The 19,214-nt window shown below is 69.2% G+C and carries 26 protein-coding genes; 11 read left to right on the top strand and 15 right to left on the bottom strand.

Features of this window, described 5'->3' with window-relative positions; genetic code table 11:
- Nucleotides 1–36: 36 nt before the first annotated feature.
- Both ACIBL3_RS19655 and ACIBL3_RS19660 read left to right on the top strand, forming a co-directional pair.
- Nucleotides 37–774 (top strand): HipA family kinase, encoded by a 738-nt coding sequence (locus ACIBL3_RS19655; protein WP_396354840.1) that lies wholly within the window; start codon nt 37–39, stop codon nt 772–774.
- Entirely contained in the window at nt 771–1,157 is a 387-nt protein-coding gene (locus ACIBL3_RS19660; protein ID WP_396354841.1) for a DUF3037 domain-containing protein, read from the top strand. The genes ACIBL3_RS19655 and ACIBL3_RS19660 overlap by 4 nt, the downstream gene beginning before the upstream one ends.
- Here the strand turns inward: ACIBL3_RS19660 and pgm are convergent.
- Both pgm and ACIBL3_RS19670 read right to left on the bottom strand, forming a co-directional pair.
- Nucleotides 1,154–2,776, bottom strand: coding sequence for a phosphoglucomutase (alpha-D-glucose-1,6-bisphosphate-dependent) (gene pgm / locus ACIBL3_RS19665; protein WP_396354842.1), 1,623 nt, complete (start codon nt 2,774–2,776; stop codon nt 1,154–1,156). The two genes, ACIBL3_RS19660 and pgm, sit on opposite strands and share 4 nt — an antisense overlap.
- A gap of 42 nt (nt 2,777–2,818) precedes the next feature.
- The gene (locus ACIBL3_RS19670; RefSeq protein WP_396354843.1) at nt 2,819–4,264 is read right to left on the bottom strand and encodes a fused MFS/spermidine synthase; all 1,446 of its coding nucleotides are present in this window, start codon (nt 4,262–4,264) and stop codon (nt 2,819–2,821) included.
- 68 nt (nt 4,265–4,332) lie between these two features.
- On the opposite strand from ACIBL3_RS19670, the gene ACIBL3_RS19675 reads away from it, so the two are divergent.
- From ACIBL3_RS19675 to ACIBL3_RS19685, 3 genes are read left to right on the top strand one after another with little or no spacing between them, the layout of a single operon-like run.
- Nucleotides 4,333–5,019, top strand: a complete 687-nt coding sequence (locus tag ACIBL3_RS19675; protein WP_396354844.1) for a maleylpyruvate isomerase family mycothiol-dependent enzyme — start codon at nt 4,333–4,335, stop codon at nt 5,017–5,019.
- Between the two features lie 34 nt (nt 5,020–5,053).
- Nucleotides 5,054–5,560: a VOC family protein gene (locus ACIBL3_RS19680; protein WP_396354845.1), complete on the top strand. Its 507-nt coding sequence runs from the start codon at nt 5,054–5,056 to the stop codon at nt 5,558–5,560.
- On the top strand, nt 5,557–6,348 hold the full coding sequence (locus tag ACIBL3_RS19685; protein ID WP_396354846.1) for a MerR family transcriptional regulator: 792 nt from the start codon (nt 5,557–5,559) through the stop codon (nt 6,346–6,348). The genes ACIBL3_RS19680 and ACIBL3_RS19685 overlap by 4 nt, the downstream gene beginning before the upstream one ends.
- Here the strand turns inward: ACIBL3_RS19685 and ACIBL3_RS19690 are convergent.
- The 4 genes from ACIBL3_RS19690 to ACIBL3_RS19705 form a co-directional block, all read right to left on the bottom strand.
- Nucleotides 6,345–6,704: an MmcQ/YjbR family DNA-binding protein gene (locus ACIBL3_RS19690; protein WP_396354847.1), complete on the bottom strand. Its 360-nt coding sequence runs from the start codon at nt 6,702–6,704 to the stop codon at nt 6,345–6,347. The two genes, ACIBL3_RS19685 and ACIBL3_RS19690, sit on opposite strands and share 4 nt — an antisense overlap.
- A gap of 10 nt (nt 6,705–6,714) precedes the next feature.
- Nucleotides 6,715–7,377 carry a response regulator gene (locus ACIBL3_RS19695; protein WP_396354848.1) on the bottom strand — a complete coding sequence of 221 codons (663 nt, stop codon included), beginning with the start codon at nt 7,375–7,377 and terminating at the stop codon, nt 6,715–6,717.
- Complete coding sequence (locus ACIBL3_RS19700; RefSeq protein WP_396354849.1) at nt 7,352–8,494, bottom strand: histidine kinase; 1,143 nt, start codon at nt 8,492–8,494, stop codon at nt 7,352–7,354. The genes ACIBL3_RS19695 and ACIBL3_RS19700 overlap by 26 nt, the downstream gene beginning before the upstream one ends.
- 85 nt (nt 8,495–8,579) lie before the next feature.
- Nucleotides 8,580–9,149, bottom strand: a complete 570-nt coding sequence (locus ACIBL3_RS19705) for a hypothetical protein (RefSeq protein WP_396354850.1) — start codon at nt 9,147–9,149, stop codon at nt 8,580–8,582.
- 251 nt (nt 9,150–9,400) lie between these two features.
- Between ACIBL3_RS19705 and ACIBL3_RS19710 the strand changes: the two genes are divergently transcribed.
- Complete coding sequence (locus tag ACIBL3_RS19710) at nt 9,401–9,946, top strand: hypothetical protein (protein ID WP_396354851.1); 546 nt, start codon at nt 9,401–9,403, stop codon at nt 9,944–9,946.
- Here ACIBL3_RS19710 and ACIBL3_RS19715 read toward each other — a convergent pair whose 3' ends face one another.
- Complete coding sequence (locus tag ACIBL3_RS19715) at nt 9,947–10,450, bottom strand: hypothetical protein (protein ID WP_396354852.1); 504 nt, start codon at nt 10,448–10,450, stop codon at nt 9,947–9,949.
- A 161-nt stretch (nt 10,451–10,611) separates the two neighbouring features.
- Nucleotides 10,612–11,163: a YceI family protein gene (locus ACIBL3_RS19720; protein WP_396354853.1), complete on the bottom strand. Its 552-nt coding sequence runs from the start codon at nt 11,161–11,163 to the stop codon at nt 10,612–10,614.
- A gap of 192 nt (nt 11,164–11,355) precedes the next feature.
- On the opposite strand from ACIBL3_RS19720, the gene ACIBL3_RS19725 reads away from it, so the two are divergent.
- Nucleotides 11,356–11,844, top strand: coding sequence for an FBP domain-containing protein (locus ACIBL3_RS19725; protein WP_396354854.1), 489 nt, complete (start codon nt 11,356–11,358; stop codon nt 11,842–11,844).
- Between the two features lie 77 nt (nt 11,845–11,921).
- Nucleotides 11,922–12,182 (top strand): hypothetical protein, encoded by a 261-nt coding sequence (locus ACIBL3_RS19730; protein WP_396354855.1) that lies wholly within the window; start codon nt 11,922–11,924, stop codon nt 12,180–12,182.
- Nucleotides 12,183–12,545: 363 nt separating this feature from the next.
- Here the strand turns inward: ACIBL3_RS19730 and pyrE are convergent, their stop codons facing one another.
- From pyrE to ACIBL3_RS19745, 3 genes are all read right to left on the bottom strand, one after another.
- Nucleotides 12,546–13,088: an orotate phosphoribosyltransferase gene (gene pyrE, locus ACIBL3_RS19735; RefSeq protein WP_396354856.1), complete on the bottom strand. Its 543-nt coding sequence runs from the start codon at nt 13,086–13,088 to the stop codon at nt 12,546–12,548.
- Between the two features lie 326 nt (nt 13,089–13,414).
- Entirely contained in the window at nt 13,415–14,647 is a 1,233-nt protein-coding gene (locus tag ACIBL3_RS19740) for an exonuclease domain-containing protein (protein ID WP_396354857.1), read from the bottom strand.
- Nucleotides 14,648–14,712: 65 nt separating this feature from the next.
- Nucleotides 14,713–15,345, bottom strand: coding sequence for a hypothetical protein (locus tag ACIBL3_RS19745; protein WP_396354858.1), 633 nt, complete (start codon nt 15,343–15,345; stop codon nt 14,713–14,715).
- Nucleotides 15,346–15,363: 18 nt separating this feature from the next.
- Here ACIBL3_RS19745 and ACIBL3_RS19750 point away from each other — a divergent pair, with 18 nt between their 5' ends.
- On the top strand, nt 15,364–15,519 hold the full coding sequence (locus ACIBL3_RS19750) for a hypothetical protein (RefSeq protein ID WP_165546543.1): 156 nt from the start codon (nt 15,364–15,366) through the stop codon (nt 15,517–15,519).
- A gap of 119 nt (nt 15,520–15,638) precedes the next feature.
- Here ACIBL3_RS19750 and ACIBL3_RS19755 read toward each other — a convergent pair whose 3' ends face one another.
- Together ACIBL3_RS19755 and ACIBL3_RS19760 are read right to left on the bottom strand one after the other, a co-directional pair.
- Complete coding sequence (locus ACIBL3_RS19755; protein WP_396354859.1) at nt 15,639–16,130, bottom strand: metallophosphoesterase family protein; 492 nt, start codon at nt 16,128–16,130, stop codon at nt 15,639–15,641.
- Nucleotides 16,131–16,192: 62 nt separating this feature from the next.
- Nucleotides 16,193–17,182 (bottom strand): NAD-dependent epimerase/dehydratase family protein, encoded by a 990-nt coding sequence (locus tag ACIBL3_RS19760; protein ID WP_396354860.1) that lies wholly within the window; start codon nt 17,180–17,182, stop codon nt 16,193–16,195.
- A 186-nt stretch (nt 17,183–17,368) separates the two neighbouring features.
- Between ACIBL3_RS19760 and ACIBL3_RS19765 the strand changes: the two genes are divergently transcribed.
- Nucleotides 17,369–17,674, top strand: a complete 306-nt coding sequence (locus ACIBL3_RS19765) for a hypothetical protein (RefSeq protein ID WP_396354861.1) — start codon at nt 17,369–17,371, stop codon at nt 17,672–17,674.
- Between the two features lie 180 nt (nt 17,675–17,854).
- Here ACIBL3_RS19765 and ACIBL3_RS19770 read toward each other — a convergent pair whose 3' ends face one another.
- Together ACIBL3_RS19770 and ACIBL3_RS19775 are read right to left on the bottom strand one after the other, a co-directional pair.
- Entirely contained in the window at nt 17,855–18,256 is a 402-nt protein-coding gene (locus tag ACIBL3_RS19770) for a hypothetical protein (protein WP_396354862.1), read from the bottom strand.
- Nucleotides 18,253–18,474: a hypothetical protein gene (locus tag ACIBL3_RS19775; protein WP_396354863.1), complete on the bottom strand. Its 222-nt coding sequence runs from the start codon at nt 18,472–18,474 to the stop codon at nt 18,253–18,255. Before ACIBL3_RS19775 ends, ACIBL3_RS19770 begins: the two co-directional genes overlap by 4 nt.
- 473 nt (nt 18,475–18,947) lie before the next feature.
- Here ACIBL3_RS19775 and ACIBL3_RS19780 point away from each other — a divergent pair, with 473 nt between their 5' ends.
- Entirely contained in the window at nt 18,948–19,136 is a 189-nt protein-coding gene (locus ACIBL3_RS19780) for a hypothetical protein (protein ID WP_396354864.1), read from the top strand.
- The last annotated feature ends 78 nt before the right edge of the window (nt 19,137–19,214 follow it).

The following is a 19,214-nucleotide window of genomic DNA, read 5'->3' on the forward strand; positions in this document are numbered from 1 at the left end:
CCCATTCACAAACGGCCGGCGGCTAGGCTCTGCGGCGTGAGTCTGCCGACGGTCACCGCGACCCGCTACGTGCTGCCGCTGCGCGAGGGCGGCTCGCTTCCTGGTGTTGTCGAGGGCAACGATCTCGGCACCTACGTGCTCAAGTTCCACGGCGCCGGCCAGGGCCCGAAGGCGCTGGTCGCCGAGGTGATCGTCGGCGAACTGTTCCGCCGGCTCGGGCTGCGGGTGCCGGACCTCAAGCTGATGCAGCTCGACCCCGCGATCGGCAAGTCCGAGCCCGACTTCGAGATCCAGGAGCTGCTGCTGCGCAGCGCCGGGCTGAACCTGGCCGTCGACTTCCTGCCCGGCTCCTTCGGGTACGACGGTTCGGCCGGCAACCCAGGTGACGAGGGCATGGCCCGAATCCTCTGGCTGGACGCGTTCGTCGCCAACGTCGACCGGTCCTGGCGCAACCCGAACCTGCTGGTCTGGCACAAGAATCTCTGGCTGATCGATCACGGCGCCGCGTTGTACTTCCACCACGCCTGGATGCCCGCGGAGAAGTTCGCCGCGCTCCCGTACGACGCCTCGGACCACGTGTTCTCGGTCGCGGCTCCCGACGTACCGGCGCTCGACGCCGAGCTCGCGGCGGCGATCACGCCCGGGCTGCTGACCGAGGTGATCGCGCTGGTGCCGGATGAGTGGATCGAGAACGGGGACCGGGAGCGCTACCTCGGCCACCTGCTCGCCCGGCTGGACAATCGCGCCGCCTGGCTGCCGGGAGGTGACCGGTGAGCGCCGACATGGTGCCCTTCGACTACGTGATCCTGCGGGCTGCGCCGCGGATCCACCGCGGTGAGTTCATCAACGTCGGCGCCGTGCTGTACTGCCGCGCCCTGGACTTCCTGGGCGCGGCCTGGGACGTCGATCCGGCACGTCTGCAGGCCCTCGATCCCGCGGTCGACGTCGACGTGGTCTGCGCGTCGCTGGACCACATCCGGGCGATCTGCGCGGGCGATCCGGCCGGCGGACCGGCCGCGGCAACCAAGATCGGCGAGCGATTCCGGTGGCTGGCTGCGCCGCGCAGTACCGTCGTCCACCCCGGACCGACCCACAGCGGGCTCACCAACGATCCCGCCGCGGATCTGGACCGGTTGCTCGACTCCTTCGTGCGTTAGCCCAGCGCCTTCGAGACGACCTCGCGTGCCTGGACGAAGACCTGCTCCAGGTGCTCCGCGCCCTTGAAGGACTCGCCGTAGATCTTGTAGAGGTCCTCCGTGCCGGAAGGGCGCGCGGCGAACCACGCCGACTCGGTGGTGACCTTCAGCCCGCCGATCGCAGCGCCGTTGCCCGGCGCGCTGGTCAGTCGGTCCACGATCGGCTCGCCGGCCAACTCGGTCGCCGTGACCGCGTCGGCCGACAGCTTGGACAGCTTGGCCTTCTGCTCCCGCGTGGCCGGTGCGTCCACCCTTGAGTACGCCGACGCACCGAAGCGCTCGACCAGCTTCGCGTGGGCCTGTGACGGCGTCTCACCGGTGACCGCAGTGATCTCGCTGGCCAGCAGCGCCAGCAGAATGCCGTCCTTGTCCGTGGTCCACACCGTCCCGTCGAAGCGCAGGAAGCTGGCGCCGGCCGACTCCTCACCGCCGAAGCCGACCGAGCCGTCGACCAGCCCCGGAACGAACCACTTGAAGCCGACCGGCACCTCCCACAGCCGCCGGCCCAGGTCCGCGACCACGCGGTCGATCAGCGACGACGACACCAGGGTCTTGCCGACCGCGACGTCCGGGCCCCACTGCCGGTTCGTGAACAGGTACGAGATCGCGACCGCGAGGTAGTGGTTCGGGTTCATCAGCCCGGCGTCCGGGGTGACGATGCCGTGCCGGTCCGCGTCCGCGTCGTTGCCGGTGGCCACGTCGTACCGGTCCCGCTGCGCGACCAGCGAGGCCATCGCGTACGGCGAGGAGCAGTCCATCCGGATCTTGCCGTCGTGGTCCAGCGTCATGAACGGCCAGGCCGGGTCGATCCGGGGGTTCACCACGGTCAGGTCGAGGCCGTGCCGCTCGGCGATCGCGGCCCAGTAGTCGACGCTGGCGCCGCCAAGCGGATCCGCGCCGATCTTGACGCCGGCGCTCCGGATCGCGTCGAGGTTGAGCACCGACGGCAGGTCGTCGACGTAGTGACCGACGAAGTCGTACTCCCCCGCCGCCGACCGGGCCTGCTCGAACGACTTGCGCCGTACCTCCCGGTTGCCGCCGGCGATCAGCTCGTTCGCCCGGGCCGCGATCCAGCCGGTCGCGTCGGAGTCGGCCGGACCGCCGTGCGGCGGGTTGTACTTGATGCCGCCGTCGCGCGGAGGGTTGTGCGACGGCGTGATCACGATGCCGTCCGCGCCGGCGCCTGCCCCGCGGTTGAGCCGCAGGATCGCGTGCGACACCCCAGGCGTCGGCGTGAGCCGGTCCGCGCTGTCCACCAGGGTCTGTACGTCGTTGCCGGCCAGCACCTCGAGCACGGTCCGCCAGGCCGGCTCGGACAGGCCGTGGCTGTCCCGGCCGACCAGGAGCGGGCCGGACGTGCCCTCACCGGCGCGGTACTCGCAGATCGCCTGGGTGATAGCCAGGATGTGTGCCTCGTTGAAGGCGGCGTCCAGGCTCGAGCCGCGGTGTCCCGACGTACCGAAGACGACCTTCTGGGCGGGGTTGTCCACGTCCGGAGTGAGGTCGTCGTACGCCTTCAGCAGCGCGTCGACGTCGACGAGGTCCTCGGGCTGAGCGGGCTGGCCTGCGCGTGGGTGCATGGTGCCATGCAACAAGCCCCGGCCCGCGAGCACAACTCCGGCTCAGCTTGTGAACGGCGTCAGCAGCTGGTCGACCGGTGCGTAGTCATCGGTGAGGACAGGCGCGTCGCCGACGAAACCGTCCAGGGCCGGCTTGAGCTCCATCGTCGGCGGGATCCGGGCCGCGATCGCCTGCTCGTCGATCGGCCGGTCGGAGGCGACCAGCACGAAGTTGCCGCCCTCGTCGTTCTTCCGGGCGATCACGCTGACGTGCGCGAACTCGTCCTGCAGGGTCCGGATCTCGGCCTTGGCGAACGCGGCGTCGCGGAAGTCGATGGCGTTCACCAGGTACAGGCCGTCCGGGCGCAGCACCCGGCGGATGTCCGCGACCACCTCGCGCGTGGTCAGGTGCCACGGCACGGACACCCCGCTGAACGCATCCATGATGATCAGGTCGTCGCTGTCCGTCGGCTCGGCGCGGATACCGAGCCGGCCGTCGCGGACGGTGACATCCAGCTCCGGTCCGGTCCGGACGCCGAGCTCCTTCTCGTCCAGCTCGACCACGGCACCGTCGATCTCGTACACCTTGTTGTGGCTGCCCGGGCGGGTGGCGGTCAGGTACCGAGGCATCGTCAGTCCGCCGCCGCCGATGTGGAGGGCGTCCACTCGCTGGTTCTCGGGCCAGGTGGCGTTGATCGCGGCGGCGAAGTTCTTGATGTAGTCGAACTCCAGGTACGTCGGGTCGTTCAGGTCGACGTACGAGTGCCGGAGCTGGTCCAGGTACAGCGTCCGCCCGCCATCACGGTTGGGGTCTGCCACCACTCTGGCGCAGTGGTACGCCGTCTCCACCTCACAAGGCCGTGGTGCGACCAGAGTGAGCGTGGCACCGATCAGCGCGAGGGCTACCGGCTTCACAGCTGTCCGGGCGCCTCGCAGTACGACGGTCAGCACAGCACCGGACACCACGAGCAGGCCGCCGAGGGTGAGCACGATCGTGCTGACCGGGACCTTCGACACGAACACGAACCCGGTCAGCACAGTGCCCGCGATGCCACCGACAGTCGCGTACGCCGACAGCCGGCCGACGACCGTACCCGTCTCGGCCAGCGTCGCCAGCCGCAGCTTGGTCACCATCGGCGTCACGGCAGACAGCAGCGCGGCCGGCGCGAACAGGGCCACTGCGAGTACCAGGAACACCAGATCGGTGCCGGCGCTCAGCGACTCACCGGTCCAGCGCACGACCGGCAGGATCAGCATCACCAGAGCGCCGCCGATCAGCACCAGCGGCCCCAGCGTCTTCCGCGGTGACACTGAGTCGGCGTATCGCCCACCCAGCGCGGCGCCGGTCGCGATCGCAGCCAGTGCGACCCCGATGACCGCGGTGTTCGTCTCCAGCGTCAGCCCGATGTACGGCGCGACCAGCCGCAACGAGACCAGTTCCAGCACCATCACGGCCGCCGAACTGCCGAACGCCAACGCGATCGCCAGCCGCGGGCCTACGTCACCCATGCTCACCGCGTCACCCTATCTGTCGATCCTGAGAGGGCCCGTTCGTCAGTCCTGTGAAGGAGGCAGACATGGATCCTGCGACCAGCGCCGCCCTGTACGCCGCAACCCGGGAACGGGTCACTCACGCGGTGCGTTCCCTGAGCCCGGCCGACCTGGACCGCTACGTCCCGGCCTGCCCGGAGTGGACTGTGCGTGACCTCGTCTCACACCTGGCCGGGGTCGCGACGGACTTCGCCGCGGGCAACCTCGACGGGGCGCCGCAACCACCTTGGACGGCCGTCCAGGTCGAAGCCCGCCGCCGGTTGGCGATCGACGCCGTACTCGAGGAATGGGCGGTCAGTGGGCCGGCGCTCGAGGACGTGATCCTGGCCGGTACGAGCGACCACCCGCTGGTCTGCAACCCGTGGGCGGACGCGGGTACGCACGAGGCGGATCTGCACGGTGTCCTGGGGTTCGGGCGGCCGCCGCGTGACCTCTGGCTGGCGACGCTGGACTGGGCGCTGTCCGAATCGGATCCGTCGGACTATGCCTTCGGGACCCTGTCGATGGAGACACCCGACGCCAGGTACGAACTCGGCCGCGGTACGCCTGTCGCGGTGGTGCGTACGTCGACGTACGAGCTCTTCCGGGCTGTTTTCGGGCGCCGCAGCGTCGAGCAGATCCGGTCGTGGGCGTGGTCCACGCCTGAGCACGCCGACGCGTGGAGCCGGCAGTTGCCTCGGCTGCCGCAGGCCGCTCGGCCGTTATCGGATTGACCCTGACGTAACGTGAGGCTCGACGATCGCAGGCATGAATTCGTACACCAGTCCTGTTCCGATCCCGGCTCTCGACGCGACCGCTCCCGAGGTCTACCGGGAGATTTACGGCATGCCGATGTTCGTCACCATCCCGACCAACGATCTTGCGGTGTCGAAGGACTTCTGGATCCGGGGACTGGGTTTCATCGACCTCTTCTCGGCGCCTGGTGGGCAGGTGACCCACCTGCGGCGGTGGGCGTTCCAGGACGTGCTCCTGGTCCCCGGAGCCGCGGCGGCCGAGGCCTCGGCGCTGAGCATCAGTTTCGCTTGTGTCCTGGGCCAGCTCGACGAGGTCGCCGCGCGGTGCCTGGAATTGGTCCCCGGATGCACTGAAGGTCCTGAGGTGAAGCCGTGGAACTCGGTCGAGCTGACCGTGACCACGCCGGAGAACGCCCGCGTCACGATGACCGCTGCCCGCCCGCTCGACCCGGCCGGCCCTGAGGCGGCCAACCTGCGCGAGATCGGGATCCGGCATCCCGCTGACAAGATGAGGTCGTGACTTCGGACGAACTGACGGTCGGCCAGGCGGCCGCCCTGGTCGGTGTCAGCGTGCGGACGCTGCACCACTGGGACACGGTCGGCCTGATCCGGCCGAGCGGACGCACCCTGGCCGGCTACCGGGTCTACTCCGGCGACGACGTCGCCCGGATCCACCAGGTGCTCGTGTACCGGGAGCTCGGTCTGCCGCTCGCCGAGATCGGTCGGGTGCTGGACGACCCGTCCGCCGACGCCCGCGAGCACCTGCGCCGCCAGCGTGCTCAGCTCACGTCGCAGATCTCGCATCTCCAGACGATGGTGGACGCGGTGGACCGGATGCTGGCGGCGAGGTCGTCGGGGATCAGGCTGTCGCCGCAAGAGCAGGTCGAGATCTTCGGCACCGACTGGCGGCCCGAGTGGGTGCAGGAGGCCGAGGACCGCTGGGGCGACACCAAGCAATGGGCGCAGTACGTCGAGCGGAGCAGCACGCTCTCGCCGGACGACTGGCGTGCGGTCGCGGCCGCTACGGAGGCATTGCATCTGGACCTGGCTGAGGCTCAGCGGGCGGGCGTCGTACCTGGATCAGCCGAGGCCAACGCGCTGGCCGAGCGCCACCGGGAGTCCTTCGCGCGCTACTTCGACTGCACGCACTCGATGCATGCTTGCCTGGCGCGGATGTTCGTCTCGGAGCCGGGCTACAGCGACTACTTCGAGTCCCTCTCCCCCGGTCTGACCGACTGGCTGCACGCGACGATCTTCGCGAACACCGCGTCCCACGGCGTGGATCCAGCGTCGGCGACCTGGACCTAGAGGGCGTCCAGCTTGGCGATCAGGGTTTTCGGCGCGATCTGCCGGTAGGCGCTCTCGACCAGGTCTTCGAGGTGGTCCCAGTCCACCCGGTCGACATCGAGGTAGACGCCGAGCCAGCCGCGATGACCGACGTACGGCGGCCTGAAGAAGTGCTCGGGGTCCTCCTCGACCAGCGACTCCTGCACCCCGGGCGGCGCTGCGCACCAGAACCCGATGCGGTCGTCGTGGTGCTGGTTCGCGAACATCACGAACACCTTCTTGTCCCGCACGAACCACGTCGGCTCCCCGTGGCTCGGCCGCTCCGTCGTCTCCGGCAGCGCGAGGCAGAGTCCCCGCAGCCGCTCGAGCACCTCCATGCATCCTCCTTCAGTGGCGTGGGCCCGGTGACACCACACCGGCCTCGTACGCGTAGACCACGGCCTGGGCGCGGTCCCGCAGGTCCAGCTTGGTCAGGATGTTGCTCACGTGCGTCTTCACGGTCTGCTCGGCCAGCACGAGCTCTGCGGCAATCTGGCGGTTGGACAGCCCGCGCGCGACCTGCCGCAGTACGTCGGTCTCGCGGGGCGTCAGGTGGACCGGAGTGATCGGTACGACGGGTTGGACGCGGGCGAAGTCCTCCACCAGGCGGCGTGTCACCGACGGAGCGAGCAACGCATCACCTGCGGCCACGACTCGGACCGCATTGGCCAGCTCGTCCGGGGTGGAGTGCTTGAGCAGAAACCCACTCGCGCCTGCTCGGAGCGCCGCATACACATAGTCATCCAGGTCAAACGTGGTCAGCATGATGACGCGTGGGTGCTGGTCGGCATCGGCGGTCAGGATGCGGCGGGTTGCGGCCAGTCCGTCCATGCCGGGCATGCGGACGTCCATCAGGATCACGTCGGGCTGCAGCTCAGCCGCGAGCCCTACTGCCTCGGCCCCGTCACCGGCCTGGCCGACGACCTCGAGATCGGGCTGCGCGTTCAGCAACGCGGTAAAGCCGGCCCGCACCATCTCCTGGTCGTCAACCACCAGCACTCTGATCGCCACTCGCCACCACCTCCCCGACCGGAATCGACACCTCCACCAGGTAACCGCCCTCAGGGGTCGGTCCGGTGCTCACACTCCCATCCAGCAGTGCCACTCGCTCCCGCATCCCGACCAGGCCCTGGCCGCTGCCCGGCTGTCCTGCGCCTCGCCCTGGACCGTTTCGGACTGTCAGCGTCAGCGCATGGCCCTCCCGCCGTACGGTCACTTGCACTGTGGACTTCGGTGCGTGCCGGACCGCATTGCTGAGCGCCTCCTGCACGATCCGGTACGCCGCCAACTCCACAGCCGGATCCAGTCCGCTCGGCACGCCGTCATCGAGGCGCACATCTGCCCCCGCCCGCCTCGTGGTCGCGACGAGTTCGGAGAGCTGCTCCAGTCCCGGCTGCGGCCCCAGCTCATGCGTTGGCGGCTCGTCGTCGCGCAGCAACTGCAGCACGCGCCGCATCTCGGTCAGCGACGCCCGCGCCGCGTCGGCGATCTCGACGAACTCCGCCCTTGCGTCGTCCGGTAGCGACGGAAGGCGGTGTGGTGCGCTGTCCGCGCGGACGACTACGACCGACAGGTGGTGTGCGACGACGTCGTGGAGCTCCCGCGCGATCCGCGCCCGCTCCTGCAGCCGGGCGCGCTCGGCCCGCTCCTCCTTGCTGATGACCTCCTGCTCGGCCAGCCGGCGACGTGTCTCCGTCCTGGACCGCAGCAGGTCGGCGACTACGACTGCGACCGCTGACAGTCCCGCCATGACGAGCAGGGAGCCCCAGCTGCCTCGGTCCGGTGCGAGCGCGAGGGCAACTACGCCGATGGCCTGAGTGGCTGCCCACCACGCGGCCAGTTCGCGGCGGCTCAGGCCACGGGCGCCGGCGATTGCGAGGACGAACGACGTACCGAACGCTGTTGTTGTCCCCCATGGCCACGGCTCGGTCGGGGGGTCGGGCACGGTGACCGCGGCTGTGATCGCGCTGACGGTCAGCGAGACGACGATCGCTGCCCGGGGACGCGACCAGGCCAGCGCGAGCCCCAGACCCCGGGCCAGTGCCAGTCCTGCTACGGCACCCATCGGGACGCGATAGTGCTGGTACAGGTCGAGGCCAGTCAGGAGCACCAACGCGACGACCCCCACGCCGGCACCCCAGCTTGCCAGGCGCGAGCGAGTCGTAGGTCCCCTCGATGGTCGGTTCACTCTTCGGACCCTAGTGCGCTCGGTGTCACAGCTGCTGAATCCACGACCAGATCAGCCACATCCCCGCAGCACCGGTCGCGATAGTTGCCGGGAGCACCCATCGCCCGGCCAGTCCGTACAGCCGCCGGACCAGGGCTCGGTGCAGCGCTTGGATGCCCCGGGACACCAGCAGCAACCCCACGACGATCGGCACCGAGATCACCGCATGTGCCGCCCACGCCCCCGTCTTCGTCGGCCCACCCCACGTGCCCGGACCGTACGGCCCGTCGGTCACCAGCCCGTAGAACGGACCGCGGAGGATCGCCATCCCCAGCAACAACACCAGGAAGCAGCTCACCACCCCCAGCACTGAGGTCATCAGCCCATGCGCGAACACTGCGGCCGGCCTGACGCCGGCTACTTCTTCCTTCAGGTGTTCCCGTCGACCGGGCTCCGTGCGCTCCTCCCCCAGTGCCGCGTCGGCCATCGTCTGTGCGCCGACGACGGCGAGGCGAACGTCGTACCCGATCGACTGCAACCAGCGGATGGGGAACGTGCTGCGCCCGGATACCGGGCTGTCCGCGTCGGTCCGCCGCGGGGTGATGATGTCCGTCATGCCTGCTCCTCAGGTCTCGATTCCTGAGATCGAGGCTAGGAACCAGCAGTCCGCCGGACATCCGGCCAGGGAGCGAATTGACGCACAGTACCCGGGTAGGGGGGCGAACTGTGATCTACGTCACAGTGACCACCGTCCGTGTCGCAGCGTTACACGGTCAGTGCCGGACGGCGTGCACTGGCTCAGTGCACTCCTGGGTGCCCGACGGCGCAAGCGGCCACGCCGCGCCCGACAGGAGGTTCGGACTCACGATGCGCATTCGGAACCTGGCGCTGACCGCCACGCTGATCCCGGTTCTGCTGCTGGCCGGCTGCGGCAACGACGGGTCGTCCGACGTCGCCGCCTCCACGCCGGGCGCCAAGAAGGCCTCGAAGAACGGGCTGACCGAGCAGGTGGGCAGCGTCGGTGAGGCCGATCCGGTCGTGAGCGCCTACTACGAGTACCGCGTCGCCCTCGACGTGATGATGCGCAGCGGCGGCAGCAAGACCAAGCAGCTCGCGCAGGTGATGACGCCGAACCTGTTCCAGGCGATGAGCGCCCAGGCGAAGTACTACCGCACGAAGAAGCTCCACAACACCGGCGCCACCAGGGTCCTGTGGGCCAAGCGCACCCTCGCCTCCAGCGGCGTCATCGTCAGCGCCTGCTACGACACCACCCAGGCCCGCACCGTCGACTCGAAGGGCCGCGCCGTCCTGCCCGCCAGCACGCCCACCCGCTGGCTCGACGAGGTGCGAATCCAGCAGCACCGGTCCCGCTGGCTGGTCGACGGCGGCCGCACCACACCCAACGGCTGCTGACTACGCGTGGCGAACCATCTGGTGGAGTAGGGCCTCGACGGCATCCCGCAGGTCGGCGTCGTGCTCCGGACCCGACCAGACAACGACACACCCCTTGTCGCCCAGCTTGTCGGCGACCAGCTCGCGCGCCGGCGTCGGATCTCCCTGATTGAGTACGACGACCAGCCGCCGGCCGTCCCGCCGCAGCCGATCCAGCAGCGGCGGCAGCGTCGAGCCGCGGAACACCCCGGGGTCGCTCTTCACCTTCGTCTCGACCATCACGCCGCGCCCGCGCACCACCAGCAGGAAGTCGGCCCGGTCCCGGGTGAACTCACGGTCGTGGTAGATCCGCGCCTTCGGCCAGAGCCGCTGCAACGCGGTGTCGACGTCGGCGTCGTACCGCGCCGCGAGTCGGCTCACGCGCGAACTCGTCCCGCGCGGGCGGAACGCCTCAGGCGTACGGCGGCCGGCGCGGCGCCGTCCGAACAGCGGCGCGAACCAACGCGCGAACCTCGTGTCGATCATCGGCGGACCCCTCGACCTAGCCGGCACTCAACCCCAGTCTCCCCACCCGGCCGTACCGCCCAACCACACCCACCCCGATCGTGATCCCACCGCCACAAACCCACAACGCAAGAGCCCCGCGGACGACCTTCCGGTCAGCCGCGGGGCCCCGCGTCAAAGGCTCAGCTGTTCTTGATCGCGGAGACCTCGATCTCGAGGGTGACCTTCTCGCTGACCAGCACGCCGCCGGTCTCCAGCGCCGCGTTCCAGTTGACGCCGAAGTCCTTGCGGTTGATCACGACCGAGCCCTCGAGCCCGACCCGCTGGTTGCCGAACGGGTCCGTGGCCGAGCCGGTGTACTCGAACGGGATGTCCACCGACTTGGTCACGCCGCGCACGGTCAGGTCCCCGGTGACCGTGAAGTTGGCGTCGTCGTCCTGCTTGATCCCGGTCGACACGAACGAGATCTCGGCGTGGTTGTCCATGTCCAGGAAGTCGTTGCTGCGCAGGTGGTCGTCCCGCTGGCTGTTGCGCGTGTCGATGCTCTTGGCCTGGATCGTCACCCGCCCGGACGAGTTGGCCGGGTTCTCCCCGTCGAGGTGGAGCGCGCCCTCGAACTCGTTGAACGACCCCCGTACCTTGGTCACCATCGCGTGCCGCGCGACGAACCCGACCCGGCTGTGCGCGGTGTCGATCGTGTAGTCACCGGACAGAGCGGCGTACTCACTGGCCATCTACGGTTCCTCCAGAGGACTAGTTGAAGTTTGCATAGTCCAGTGTTCACCCATCCGGTCCGGATGTCCACTCCGGGGTGCCGCGCGTCCGGCCTGTGGTCAACTGTTGCCGGGAGCAACCAGCTGGATATTCGGTTGCGGGTGCGGCGGCGCGGCAGGTGTGATGGGTGGCCGAAGGATCGGAGGACCGTCGTGCAACCGCTCAGCGCCGAGGAGATCAGGCGCTCGTTCGTCAACTCGTCCAAGAGTCTGGTCAAGGCGATGACCCTGCCCCGCGGGTTCACCGACCTGCCCTGGGACTCCCTCGACTACCTCGGCTGGCGGGACCCGAAGGCGCCCAACCGCGCCTACCTCGTCGTACGGCGCGACAGCGGAGTCACCGGGGTCGCGCTGAACACCCAGGCGACCGGCAAGCCGCGCCGCGGGACCGGGCTGTGCGACCTCTGCAACACCGCGCACCAGGTCACCGACGTGGCGCTGTTCGCGGCCCGGCGCGCCGGCTCGGCCGGCCGGGACGGCAACACCGTCGGCCTGTACATCTGCGCCGACCTGGCCTGCTCGCTGTACCTGCGCGGCCTGCGTGAGCTCGAGGTGCCGCAGGGGGAAACCGCATCCCCGGAGCTCCGGGCCGAGCGGCTCACCGCGCGAGTTGAAGGATTCGTAAATCGCGTCCTGTCCTGAGCGCCCGGAATGGGTACCTGGAACTACGCTGGAGTCAGCGGCAAGTCCACACGGGCGAAGAAGGAGAGCGAGTCGCGATGACCGAGTTCAGAATCACGCACGAGATCCACGAGGTTCACCCGGACATCCGAGAGCGGCTCACCGCCACGACGATCGAGGCCATCAACGAGTCCAGCGCCCGGTCCCCCGAAGACGCCGCCCTGGTCCTGCGCCACAAACTCGGCGAGATCGGCGTCCACATGAGCGAAGCCGCCTGCCTGGCCGCCATCGAACGCATCCGCTCCGGCAAACAACTCCGCTTCGAAATAGAACAAGAAACCGCCGCCGAAGCGGAATAGCCCCCACCACCTCACCAACTGGCGGGCTTGAACACCACCCGGCGGGCTAGGACAGGATCCGGTGGGCTTGACCCCACGCCGGTGGGCTTGACCATGCGGTGGTGGGCTCGACCCCACGCCGGTGGGCATGCGGCGGCGGGCTTGAACATGCGGTGGTGGGCTTGAACAGGTCATGCCTTGTCCCAACACCCCACAGCGTGTTCAAGCCCGCCACGGGGTGCACGCGGCGCGGGCGTTGGGTAGGTGGGCGGCGGGGTGCCGGCAGCGCGGGGCCTGGGGTAGGTGGGTCCGCGGGGTGCCGGCAAGCGCGAGGCGTGGGGTAGGCGGGTCGGCAGGGTGCAGGCAGCGCGGGATGGGGGTGGGTCAGCGGGGTTGGGGTTGGTTGGCGTGGGCGGCTAGGTCGGCTGCGGTGAGGAGGGGGTGCAGGGTGAGGCCGGCGTCGGTGAGAGGTGCCGGGGTGGTGTCGTTGCGGTTGATGACGCAGACGGCATGCGCGATCTCGGCTCCCTGGGCCCGGAGTTCCTCAGTGGAGAGCACAATCTGACCGCCGGTGGTTACGACATCCTCGACGATGGTCACCCGACGCCCCGACGTCTCAGCCCCTTCAGCAAGCCGTCGCGTCCCGTACGCCTTCGCTTCCTTCCGCACGAACGCACAAGGCAACCCAGTACGGCGACCAAGCGCCGTCACCACCGGGATCCCGCCCATCTCCAGCCCAGCCAGCACCTCGGTATCCCCCGGCACAAGCGGCACCATCGCCTCCGCAATGGCATCCAACAACACCGGATCCCCCTCAAACCGGTATTTGTCAAAGTACTCCGTAGCAACCTGCCCCGACCGCAAAACAAACTCCCCGGTCAAATGAGCACTACCCCAAACCCGCCGCGCCAACTCCCCAATCTCCACACCCGGACCCTACCCACACCCCCATCCCCGCCCTGCCCCCACCACCCGCCCTGCCCCCACCACCCGCCCGGCCACCTCCCGCATCAACTCCCGGCAAACACCCCGCGGACACTGCCCGGCCGCTCGCGCAGGCACCGACCACCTCGCACGAGGAGCCCCGCACCCCCATCTCCTGCGAACACTCTCGACAGACACCGCCCGCGAGACGCAACCACTTTCTCGCGTACACCGGCCTCCACCTCCCGCACGCAAATGACCGGCTGCCCCTCAGCCACCGACCAACTCCCCTACCCGCCCGGGCACCTCCCCCACGCACCTTGCGTGGGTTAGGCGGGGTGGTGTTCGGGGGTGGTGGGGAGGAGGCGGCGGAAGTCTTCGGTGGAGATGATGGGGATGTTGTACTCGCGGGCGGCTCGGGCCTTGACGGAGAGGCTGTCGACGTCGGCGGCCACGAGGAACGTGGTGTCGGGGCGGACGGCTTCTTGGGGAGCGAAGCCGGCGGCGACGGCGCGGTCCCACCACACTTCGCGCGGCTCGATCATGTCGCCGGTGAACACCATCGTGCTCCCCGGCGGAAACCCTTGCGCCCCAGGACGAGCCGGTACGACGTACCGCCCGGAGCTCGCCCGCAGCAACGCGTCGTCCACGTCGGACACTCGATGCCCGAGCATCACCGCGACCCGGTCGAGATCGCTGCGCTGGTCCGCGGTGATCTCACCATCGCCCCACGACACCCCTGCCAGCGCGGACACGTAGTACCGATGCAGCTCCTGCACCTGGGATCGCGTCAGCCCGAGCTCGGTCGCGACCTGGACGAGCTGGTCGGCGTCGGTCGCAGTGATCTCGCGGTCGGCGAGGATTCCGTCGAGCAGGGCGAGGTACGAGTCGGCCTGCGGCGGCTCGGGAACCCGCGGCAGCTGGTCGACGATCCGGCTCATCCACCCATGCCGCCCGCCCGCATGCACCGGCCGCACCGTCGGCGTGAACTCCGCCCTCGGCAACGCCGGCCACGGCAACCGCCGGATCTCCTCGTACGCCCACTGCCACGGCGGCGGCGATGGGAACTCCTGCAAATACCGACCGAACAGCTCCGCCGTCGCGCGCGTGTCCGCCAACGCCGAGTGCCAGCCCTCGAGCGAGATCCCGGCCGCCGCGCAGCACGCACCGAGCGTCCGCTTCGCCCCCGGATACAGATAACCGGCCAGCGCCATCGTGCACATCGACCGCTCGGTGATCAGCGGTACGGCGACCCCGAGCCGGCCGAACTCCGCCCGCAGAAATCCCAGATCGAACTCGACGTTGTGCCCGACAACCATCCGCCCGGCCAGCAACCCACCGAGCTCACGCGCGACGTCGCCGAACTCCGGCGCGGCCAGCACGTCGGCCGTCAGAATCCCGTGGATGTGCTGAGGTCCGAGATCGCGCTGCGGGTTCAGCAACGTCACCCACTCGCGCTCCACCTGCCCGCGCGCATCGAGCAGCACCACGGCGATCTCGATCACCCGATGCCGATGACTTGGCAGCAGGCCGGTCGTCTCGGTGTCGATGACGGCATACATCCGTGGCGCCTCCTCCGGCTCGGTGACCGACCCGGAACAACCCAATCACACAGCGCCGACAGTTTTCAGCCAGCCAGAATCTCGACCGCGATCTCCTCGCCCAGCCGGGCGCCGTGCGACAGCTCGAGTTCGTCACCGCTCCAGAACCGTCCCGGGTCGTACCAGTTCGGCCGGCGCCCGTGCAGCAACCCCATCGCCTCGTAGGTCACCGCGACGACCTCGGCGCAGTACGCCGACTCCAGCTCGAGCTCCCGCGACCCGCGCCGGAACGCCGGCACCCGCCCGCGCACCCACCTCGACGCCAACCGTGCCGTCGACGGGAACGGCGTACCGTCCAACCGCGCGACGGTCTTCAGTACGGCGTCCTCCATCTCCCGTGTCACGGGGTGGTCCAGCTGACGCAGCCACGCCCGCTGACCGTACTTCCGTGCCCACACCAGCACCGCGTCCCGCAGGTCGTGCAACTGGACGCCGCGGTGGTGCGTGCCGGTCCACACGTCCGGCAGCGACCGCCCCAGCTCGGCGTGCCACATCAGCGGCGGCAGGTCTTCGACGACGACCGCCATACCGACGTGGTTGACCGGGCTGTTCGTGGTCAGCTGAATCGCCCGGTCGGCCGCGCTGGCACCGCGGAACAGCCAAATGTCACCTGTTCGTGTCAGTTCCGTAGCGTCATCCAGTGAAATCCGGGTCTCCACGTCGCTAGGTTAGTCGCCATGAAGGTATGGAAGGTCGTAGGACTTGCGGGGCTCGTCGGCGTGGCCGCAACGGGCGTGGTGATCGCGCGGGGCGAGCGGAAGCGCCGCGCCTACACGCCGGAAGAGGTGCGCGACCGCCTCAAGACCCGGGTCAAGGAAGCAGCGAACGCCTAGTTCCCGGTACGACGTCAGTCGGCCGGGCGTGCGTGGGACGCCGTAACTCGGTGGTACGGCGGTCACCACAGCACGCCCGGCCGCGCTCAGGTCAGGACCGTTGCATCGGGCAACACCTGTCAAAGGTTGTGGAGAGCAACCTCTTCCAGGCGGCCGGACGTGATCGTCGCCGTCTGGTACGTGCAGTACGGCTGCCGGCGCCGGTCCGTCGGCGATCCCGGGTTCAGCAACCGCAGGCCGCCGGGACTCGTGGTGTCCCACGGGATGTGGCTGTGCCCGAACACCAGCACATCCACCCCCGGGTACGCCTTCTCGCACCGCTCCTCGCGGCCCTTGGCCGACCCGGTCTCGTGGACCACCGCGAGCGACAAACCGTCGAGCGTCACCCGGGCAACCTCAGGCAGTCGGGAACGCAGCTCCGGGCCGTCGTTGTTACCCCAGCACCCGATCAGCCGCGCAGCCCGAGCCTCCAACTCGTCCAGCAACGCAACGCTGACCCAGTCCCCGGCGTGAATCACCACATCGGCCTGCTCGACCGCCTCCCAAACCGGCTCCGGCAGCTTCTTCGCCCGCACCGGCAGATGAGTGTCCGAGATCAGTACCAACCGCATGCCACGACTCTAGGTCGTGCCTGGTGGTCCCGCGCAGTAGGCGCGGGACCGCCAGACACGGCCTACGCCCCCAGTGACTTGATCAACTCCTTCTCTTTCGCCGGACTGAGGCCGGCCTTGCGCTCGCGGTCCAGGCCGAGCTCGCGCTCCCACGCGAGGACGTCCTCGAGGAACGACTCCCGGGATCGGTGCGTCAGCCCGGCCGCGCGCGCCGCCGCTCCACTGCGACTCGACCAGCCTTCGTACCCAGGCGCGGTCAGCCACATCGCCAGCGAGTCCGGCCCCATGTACTGCTCGACCTTCTGGTCCTCCAGCCATTCCCGCGGCGCGAGCACGACCGGGCCGGTGTGCCTGCCGACCTGGCGTACCAGCTCGATCCACTCCCCGAACGGCACCACCGGACCACGTGTGTCGAAGGTCCCCGTCTTGCCTTCGGTCGCGCAGTCCAGCAGCCAGGACGCGAGGTCCCGCACGTCGACGACCGCCGTGGAGAGCTCCGGCGTGTCCGGCACCAGCATCGGCTCCTCCGGCGCGCGCGCCGCCCGTGCAACCCACGCCCCGGACCGATCGCTCTTGTCCCCCGGCCCACCGATCAACCCGGCCCGCGCGATCACCAGCCGGTCCCTGACCGCCTCGACCGACGCCGCCTCGCACGCAGCCTTCGCCTCGCCGTACAACTCCCGGTCGACCACGTCCAGCTCGGTCGGCTTCCGCAGTACGGCGGACTCGTCGGCACCAGGCGTGTCGTACTTCTCGTAGACGTTGATCGACGACACATACGTCCAATGCTTCGCCCGAGCCCCGAAGGCAGCCAGCGCCGCACGCACGAATCCGGGCTGCCACGACACCTCGAACACCGCATCCCAGTCCCGGTCGGGCACCTCGTCGTACGCATTGGGCCGGCTGCGATCGGCCGCGACCAGCGTCGCCCCGTCGGCCACCCCGCCGCTCTCGCCTCGCGCCACACAGGTGACCGAATGCCCACGCGCCAGCGCCTGGGTCGCGATCTCACGACCCAGCCAAGCGGTCCCGCCGAGTATCAGAATCTCCACGCCCGCAAGCCAATCAGGCGCCACCGACAAAACCCAGGCTGCTCTGCTGACGGCAGAACCGAACACTTCGTGATGCCGCGGGGGCGCGCGGTCACCGCCGTACCCGAACCCTTGCGCTGACGCCGATCGGGGCGCAGTGTCGAGACAGGGACCACCGAGAGTGGGGGCCATGGGCAAGGGGGAGAAATGGCTGCTTTCGTTCAGATCATCGAGTACCGGACGCAGAAGCCGGACGAGGTCGCCGCGCTCAACGACGAGTTCCGCAAGAACCGCGAGACCTCCGGCGAGGGCTCGGCGCCGACGCTGGCGCTGGCCTGCGCCGACCGGGACCAGCCGGGCCGGTACTTCGCGATCGTCCAGTTCGGGTCGTACGAGGAGGCGATGGAGAACTCGAACCGCGCCGACACCAGCGAGTACGCCGCCAAGATGATGGAGCTCTGCGACGGGCCGGCCACGTACTACAACCTCGACGTGCTGCAGTCAATGGAGTGACCCGCTGATCCCTCGGGCCCAGTCGCATCGCGAGTCCGGCTGGGCCCGAGTCATGCCCGGGTAGTCGCCGTACTCGATGCCTTGGGCAACGGGATGGTTCGGTCGGCCGGTGCCGGAAGGGAGGTTCGGCACCGGCCACCCGATTTCAGACCGGGTCCGCGGCGCCGGACCCGGTCCGGCTCATCGGAACACCCGGTACGACGACCAGCCAGCCGGCGGCGCACCGCCGTACGAACGGCTGCCGCTGTCGCCGTCGCGGTGCAGGGGGTCGGGGTCCTGTGGCTCGGGGGCGGAGTGCAGATCCGGCCAAGGTCTCGGTGGGAGGGACTGACGCGGTGGCAGTCTCAGGTCGGGGTCGGGCCCCTGTTCCGGGTCGATCCACTCGACCTCGGTGGCGCCGCCGTGGCCGTGGATGGCGACGACGGACTCGATACCGTCCCAGACCGTCGTGGTCGGGTACTCGCCGTACCAGCGGAGCGCGACCGCTCCGTCGGTGAACTGGACGCCCTCGGCGACGGGCCCGGTGCCACTGATACCGGAGACGTCATGATGGCGGATCAGCCGGAAGCGACGGGCCGTCATTTCGGGGCTACCTCCCAGAGCCGTTCGCCCGGCAGCGCGCGGTCCGGGCCGGGGTCGGCGTCGGGAATCGGGTCACTGGTCACGCGCAGGCCGGCGAACCGGCGCGACATGGCCGCTGCGTAGCGTTCGGCAAGGTCGGCCTCCGCCCGGTAGTCCGCGACGACGTGGTCCCCGAACCACACCCGTACGCGGCGACGTTGAGGAACAGGATCGGACATCTCAATGCACCCGCCTACCCGGCCGGCGCGTTCCCATCAGCGACATCGAAGAACAACCGTCCACGCCAATCACTTCCACTTCCCTGTGGGGATGGGTTCACAGAAGTGACGGCCCCCAGAACAGTTCATGACGCGCTTCCCGAAGAACTTTCCGAACCACAACGAAGTGATTCAGCCGAGCCGCCGCAGAATCTCGTCTACAGACATCCCCTCCTGACTTTGGTCACCCTCTCCGGATTCGGCGTGGCGCACGGCGCTGACCTGCGACGATGCGTGTCTGAGCGGGCGATCTCAGGCACTAACGGTGCCGATGTTCGGCGCTGTGCCGCTGGCGCCGGGAGGCGTGAAAGGGCGTTGTGGCCCGTTTGGGCAGAGTTGGGGCCGCGAGTGCGCTGCCGGGTCTATCGTGGGCGTGGGCCTGGGGGGAGGGGTGGGTTCCGGTGGCGACCAGAGAGCGGTCTCGGTTGCATCGCATGTCGACCGTCAATGTGACAAGGTTGCTCACCTTCGGCGGACTCTGCGGATTTGCGTGGGCGGCCGGCCTGCGCGGATTCATGTCGCAGGTCGCCGGCGACAAAGCAGGGGTCGAATGGGTTGGCACGTTCCTGTGGATCTTGCTCCCCGGCGCCCTGATCGGTGTGCTCCTAGTACTCCAGCCGTAGTTCGTGATCTGGCGGTGTGGCGGTCCCGGACGTAGCGCAGCCACCGGTTGATGATCTCGGGTTGTGTGGACTCAAGAC

The organism is Kribbella sp. NPDC050124 (assembly GCF_044460355.1).
GTDB lineage: Bacteria > Actinomycetota > Actinomycetes > Propionibacteriales > Kribbellaceae > Kribbella.

What these genes read in the sequence shown, in the direction of transcription:
- pgm (WP_396354842.1), bottom strand. Translation starts at nt 2,776, where the DNA reads ATGCACCCACGCGCAGGCCAGCCCGCTCAGCCCGAGGACCTCGTCGAC.
- ACIBL3_RS19670 (WP_396354843.1), bottom strand. Translation starts at nt 4,264, where the DNA reads ATGGGTGACGTAGGCCCGCGGCTGGCGATCGCGTTGGCGTTCGGCAGT.
- ACIBL3_RS19675 (WP_396354844.1), top strand. Translation starts at nt 4,333, where the DNA reads ATGGATCCTGCGACCAGCGCCGCCCTGTACGCCGCAACCCGGGAACGG.
- ACIBL3_RS19680 (WP_396354845.1), top strand. Translation starts at nt 5,054, where the DNA reads ATGAATTCGTACACCAGTCCTGTTCCGATCCCGGCTCTCGACGCGACC.
- ACIBL3_RS19690 (WP_396354847.1), bottom strand. Translation starts at nt 6,704, where the DNA reads ATGGAGGTGCTCGAGCGGCTGCGGGGACTCTGCCTCGCGCTGCCGGAG.
- ACIBL3_RS19705 (WP_396354850.1), bottom strand. Translation starts at nt 9,149, where the DNA reads ATGACGGACATCATCACCCCGCGGCGGACCGACGCGGACAGCCCGGTA.
- ACIBL3_RS19710 (WP_396354851.1), top strand. Translation starts at nt 9,401, where the DNA reads ATGCGCATTCGGAACCTGGCGCTGACCGCCACGCTGATCCCGGTTCTG.
- ACIBL3_RS19715 (WP_396354852.1), bottom strand. Translation starts at nt 10,450, where the DNA reads ATGATCGACACGAGGTTCGCGCGTTGGTTCGCGCCGCTGTTCGGACGG.
- ACIBL3_RS19720 (WP_396354853.1), bottom strand. Translation starts at nt 11,163, where the DNA reads ATGGCCAGTGAGTACGCCGCTCTGTCCGGTGACTACACGATCGACACC.
- ACIBL3_RS19730 (WP_396354855.1), top strand. Translation starts at nt 11,922, where the DNA reads ATGACCGAGTTCAGAATCACGCACGAGATCCACGAGGTTCACCCGGAC.
- ACIBL3_RS19740 (WP_396354857.1), bottom strand. Translation starts at nt 14,647, where the DNA reads ATGTATGCCGTCATCGACACCGAGACGACCGGCCTGCTGCCAAGTCAT.
- ACIBL3_RS19750 (WP_165546543.1), top strand. Translation starts at nt 15,364, where the DNA reads ATGAAGGTATGGAAGGTCGTAGGACTTGCGGGGCTCGTCGGCGTGGCC.
- ACIBL3_RS19755 (WP_396354859.1), bottom strand. Translation starts at nt 16,130, where the DNA reads ATGCGGTTGGTACTGATCTCGGACACTCATCTGCCGGTGCGGGCGAAG.
- ACIBL3_RS19765 (WP_396354861.1), top strand. Translation starts at nt 17,369, where the DNA reads ATGGCTGCTTTCGTTCAGATCATCGAGTACCGGACGCAGAAGCCGGAC.
- ACIBL3_RS19770 (WP_396354862.1), bottom strand. Translation starts at nt 18,256, where the DNA reads ATGACGGCCCGTCGCTTCCGGCTGATCCGCCATCATGACGTCTCCGGT.
- ACIBL3_RS19775 (WP_396354863.1), bottom strand. Translation starts at nt 18,474, where the DNA reads ATGTCCGATCCTGTTCCTCAACGTCGCCGCGTACGGGTGTGGTTCGGG.
- ACIBL3_RS19780 (WP_396354864.1), top strand. Translation starts at nt 18,948, where the DNA reads ATGTCGACCGTCAATGTGACAAGGTTGCTCACCTTCGGCGGACTCTGC.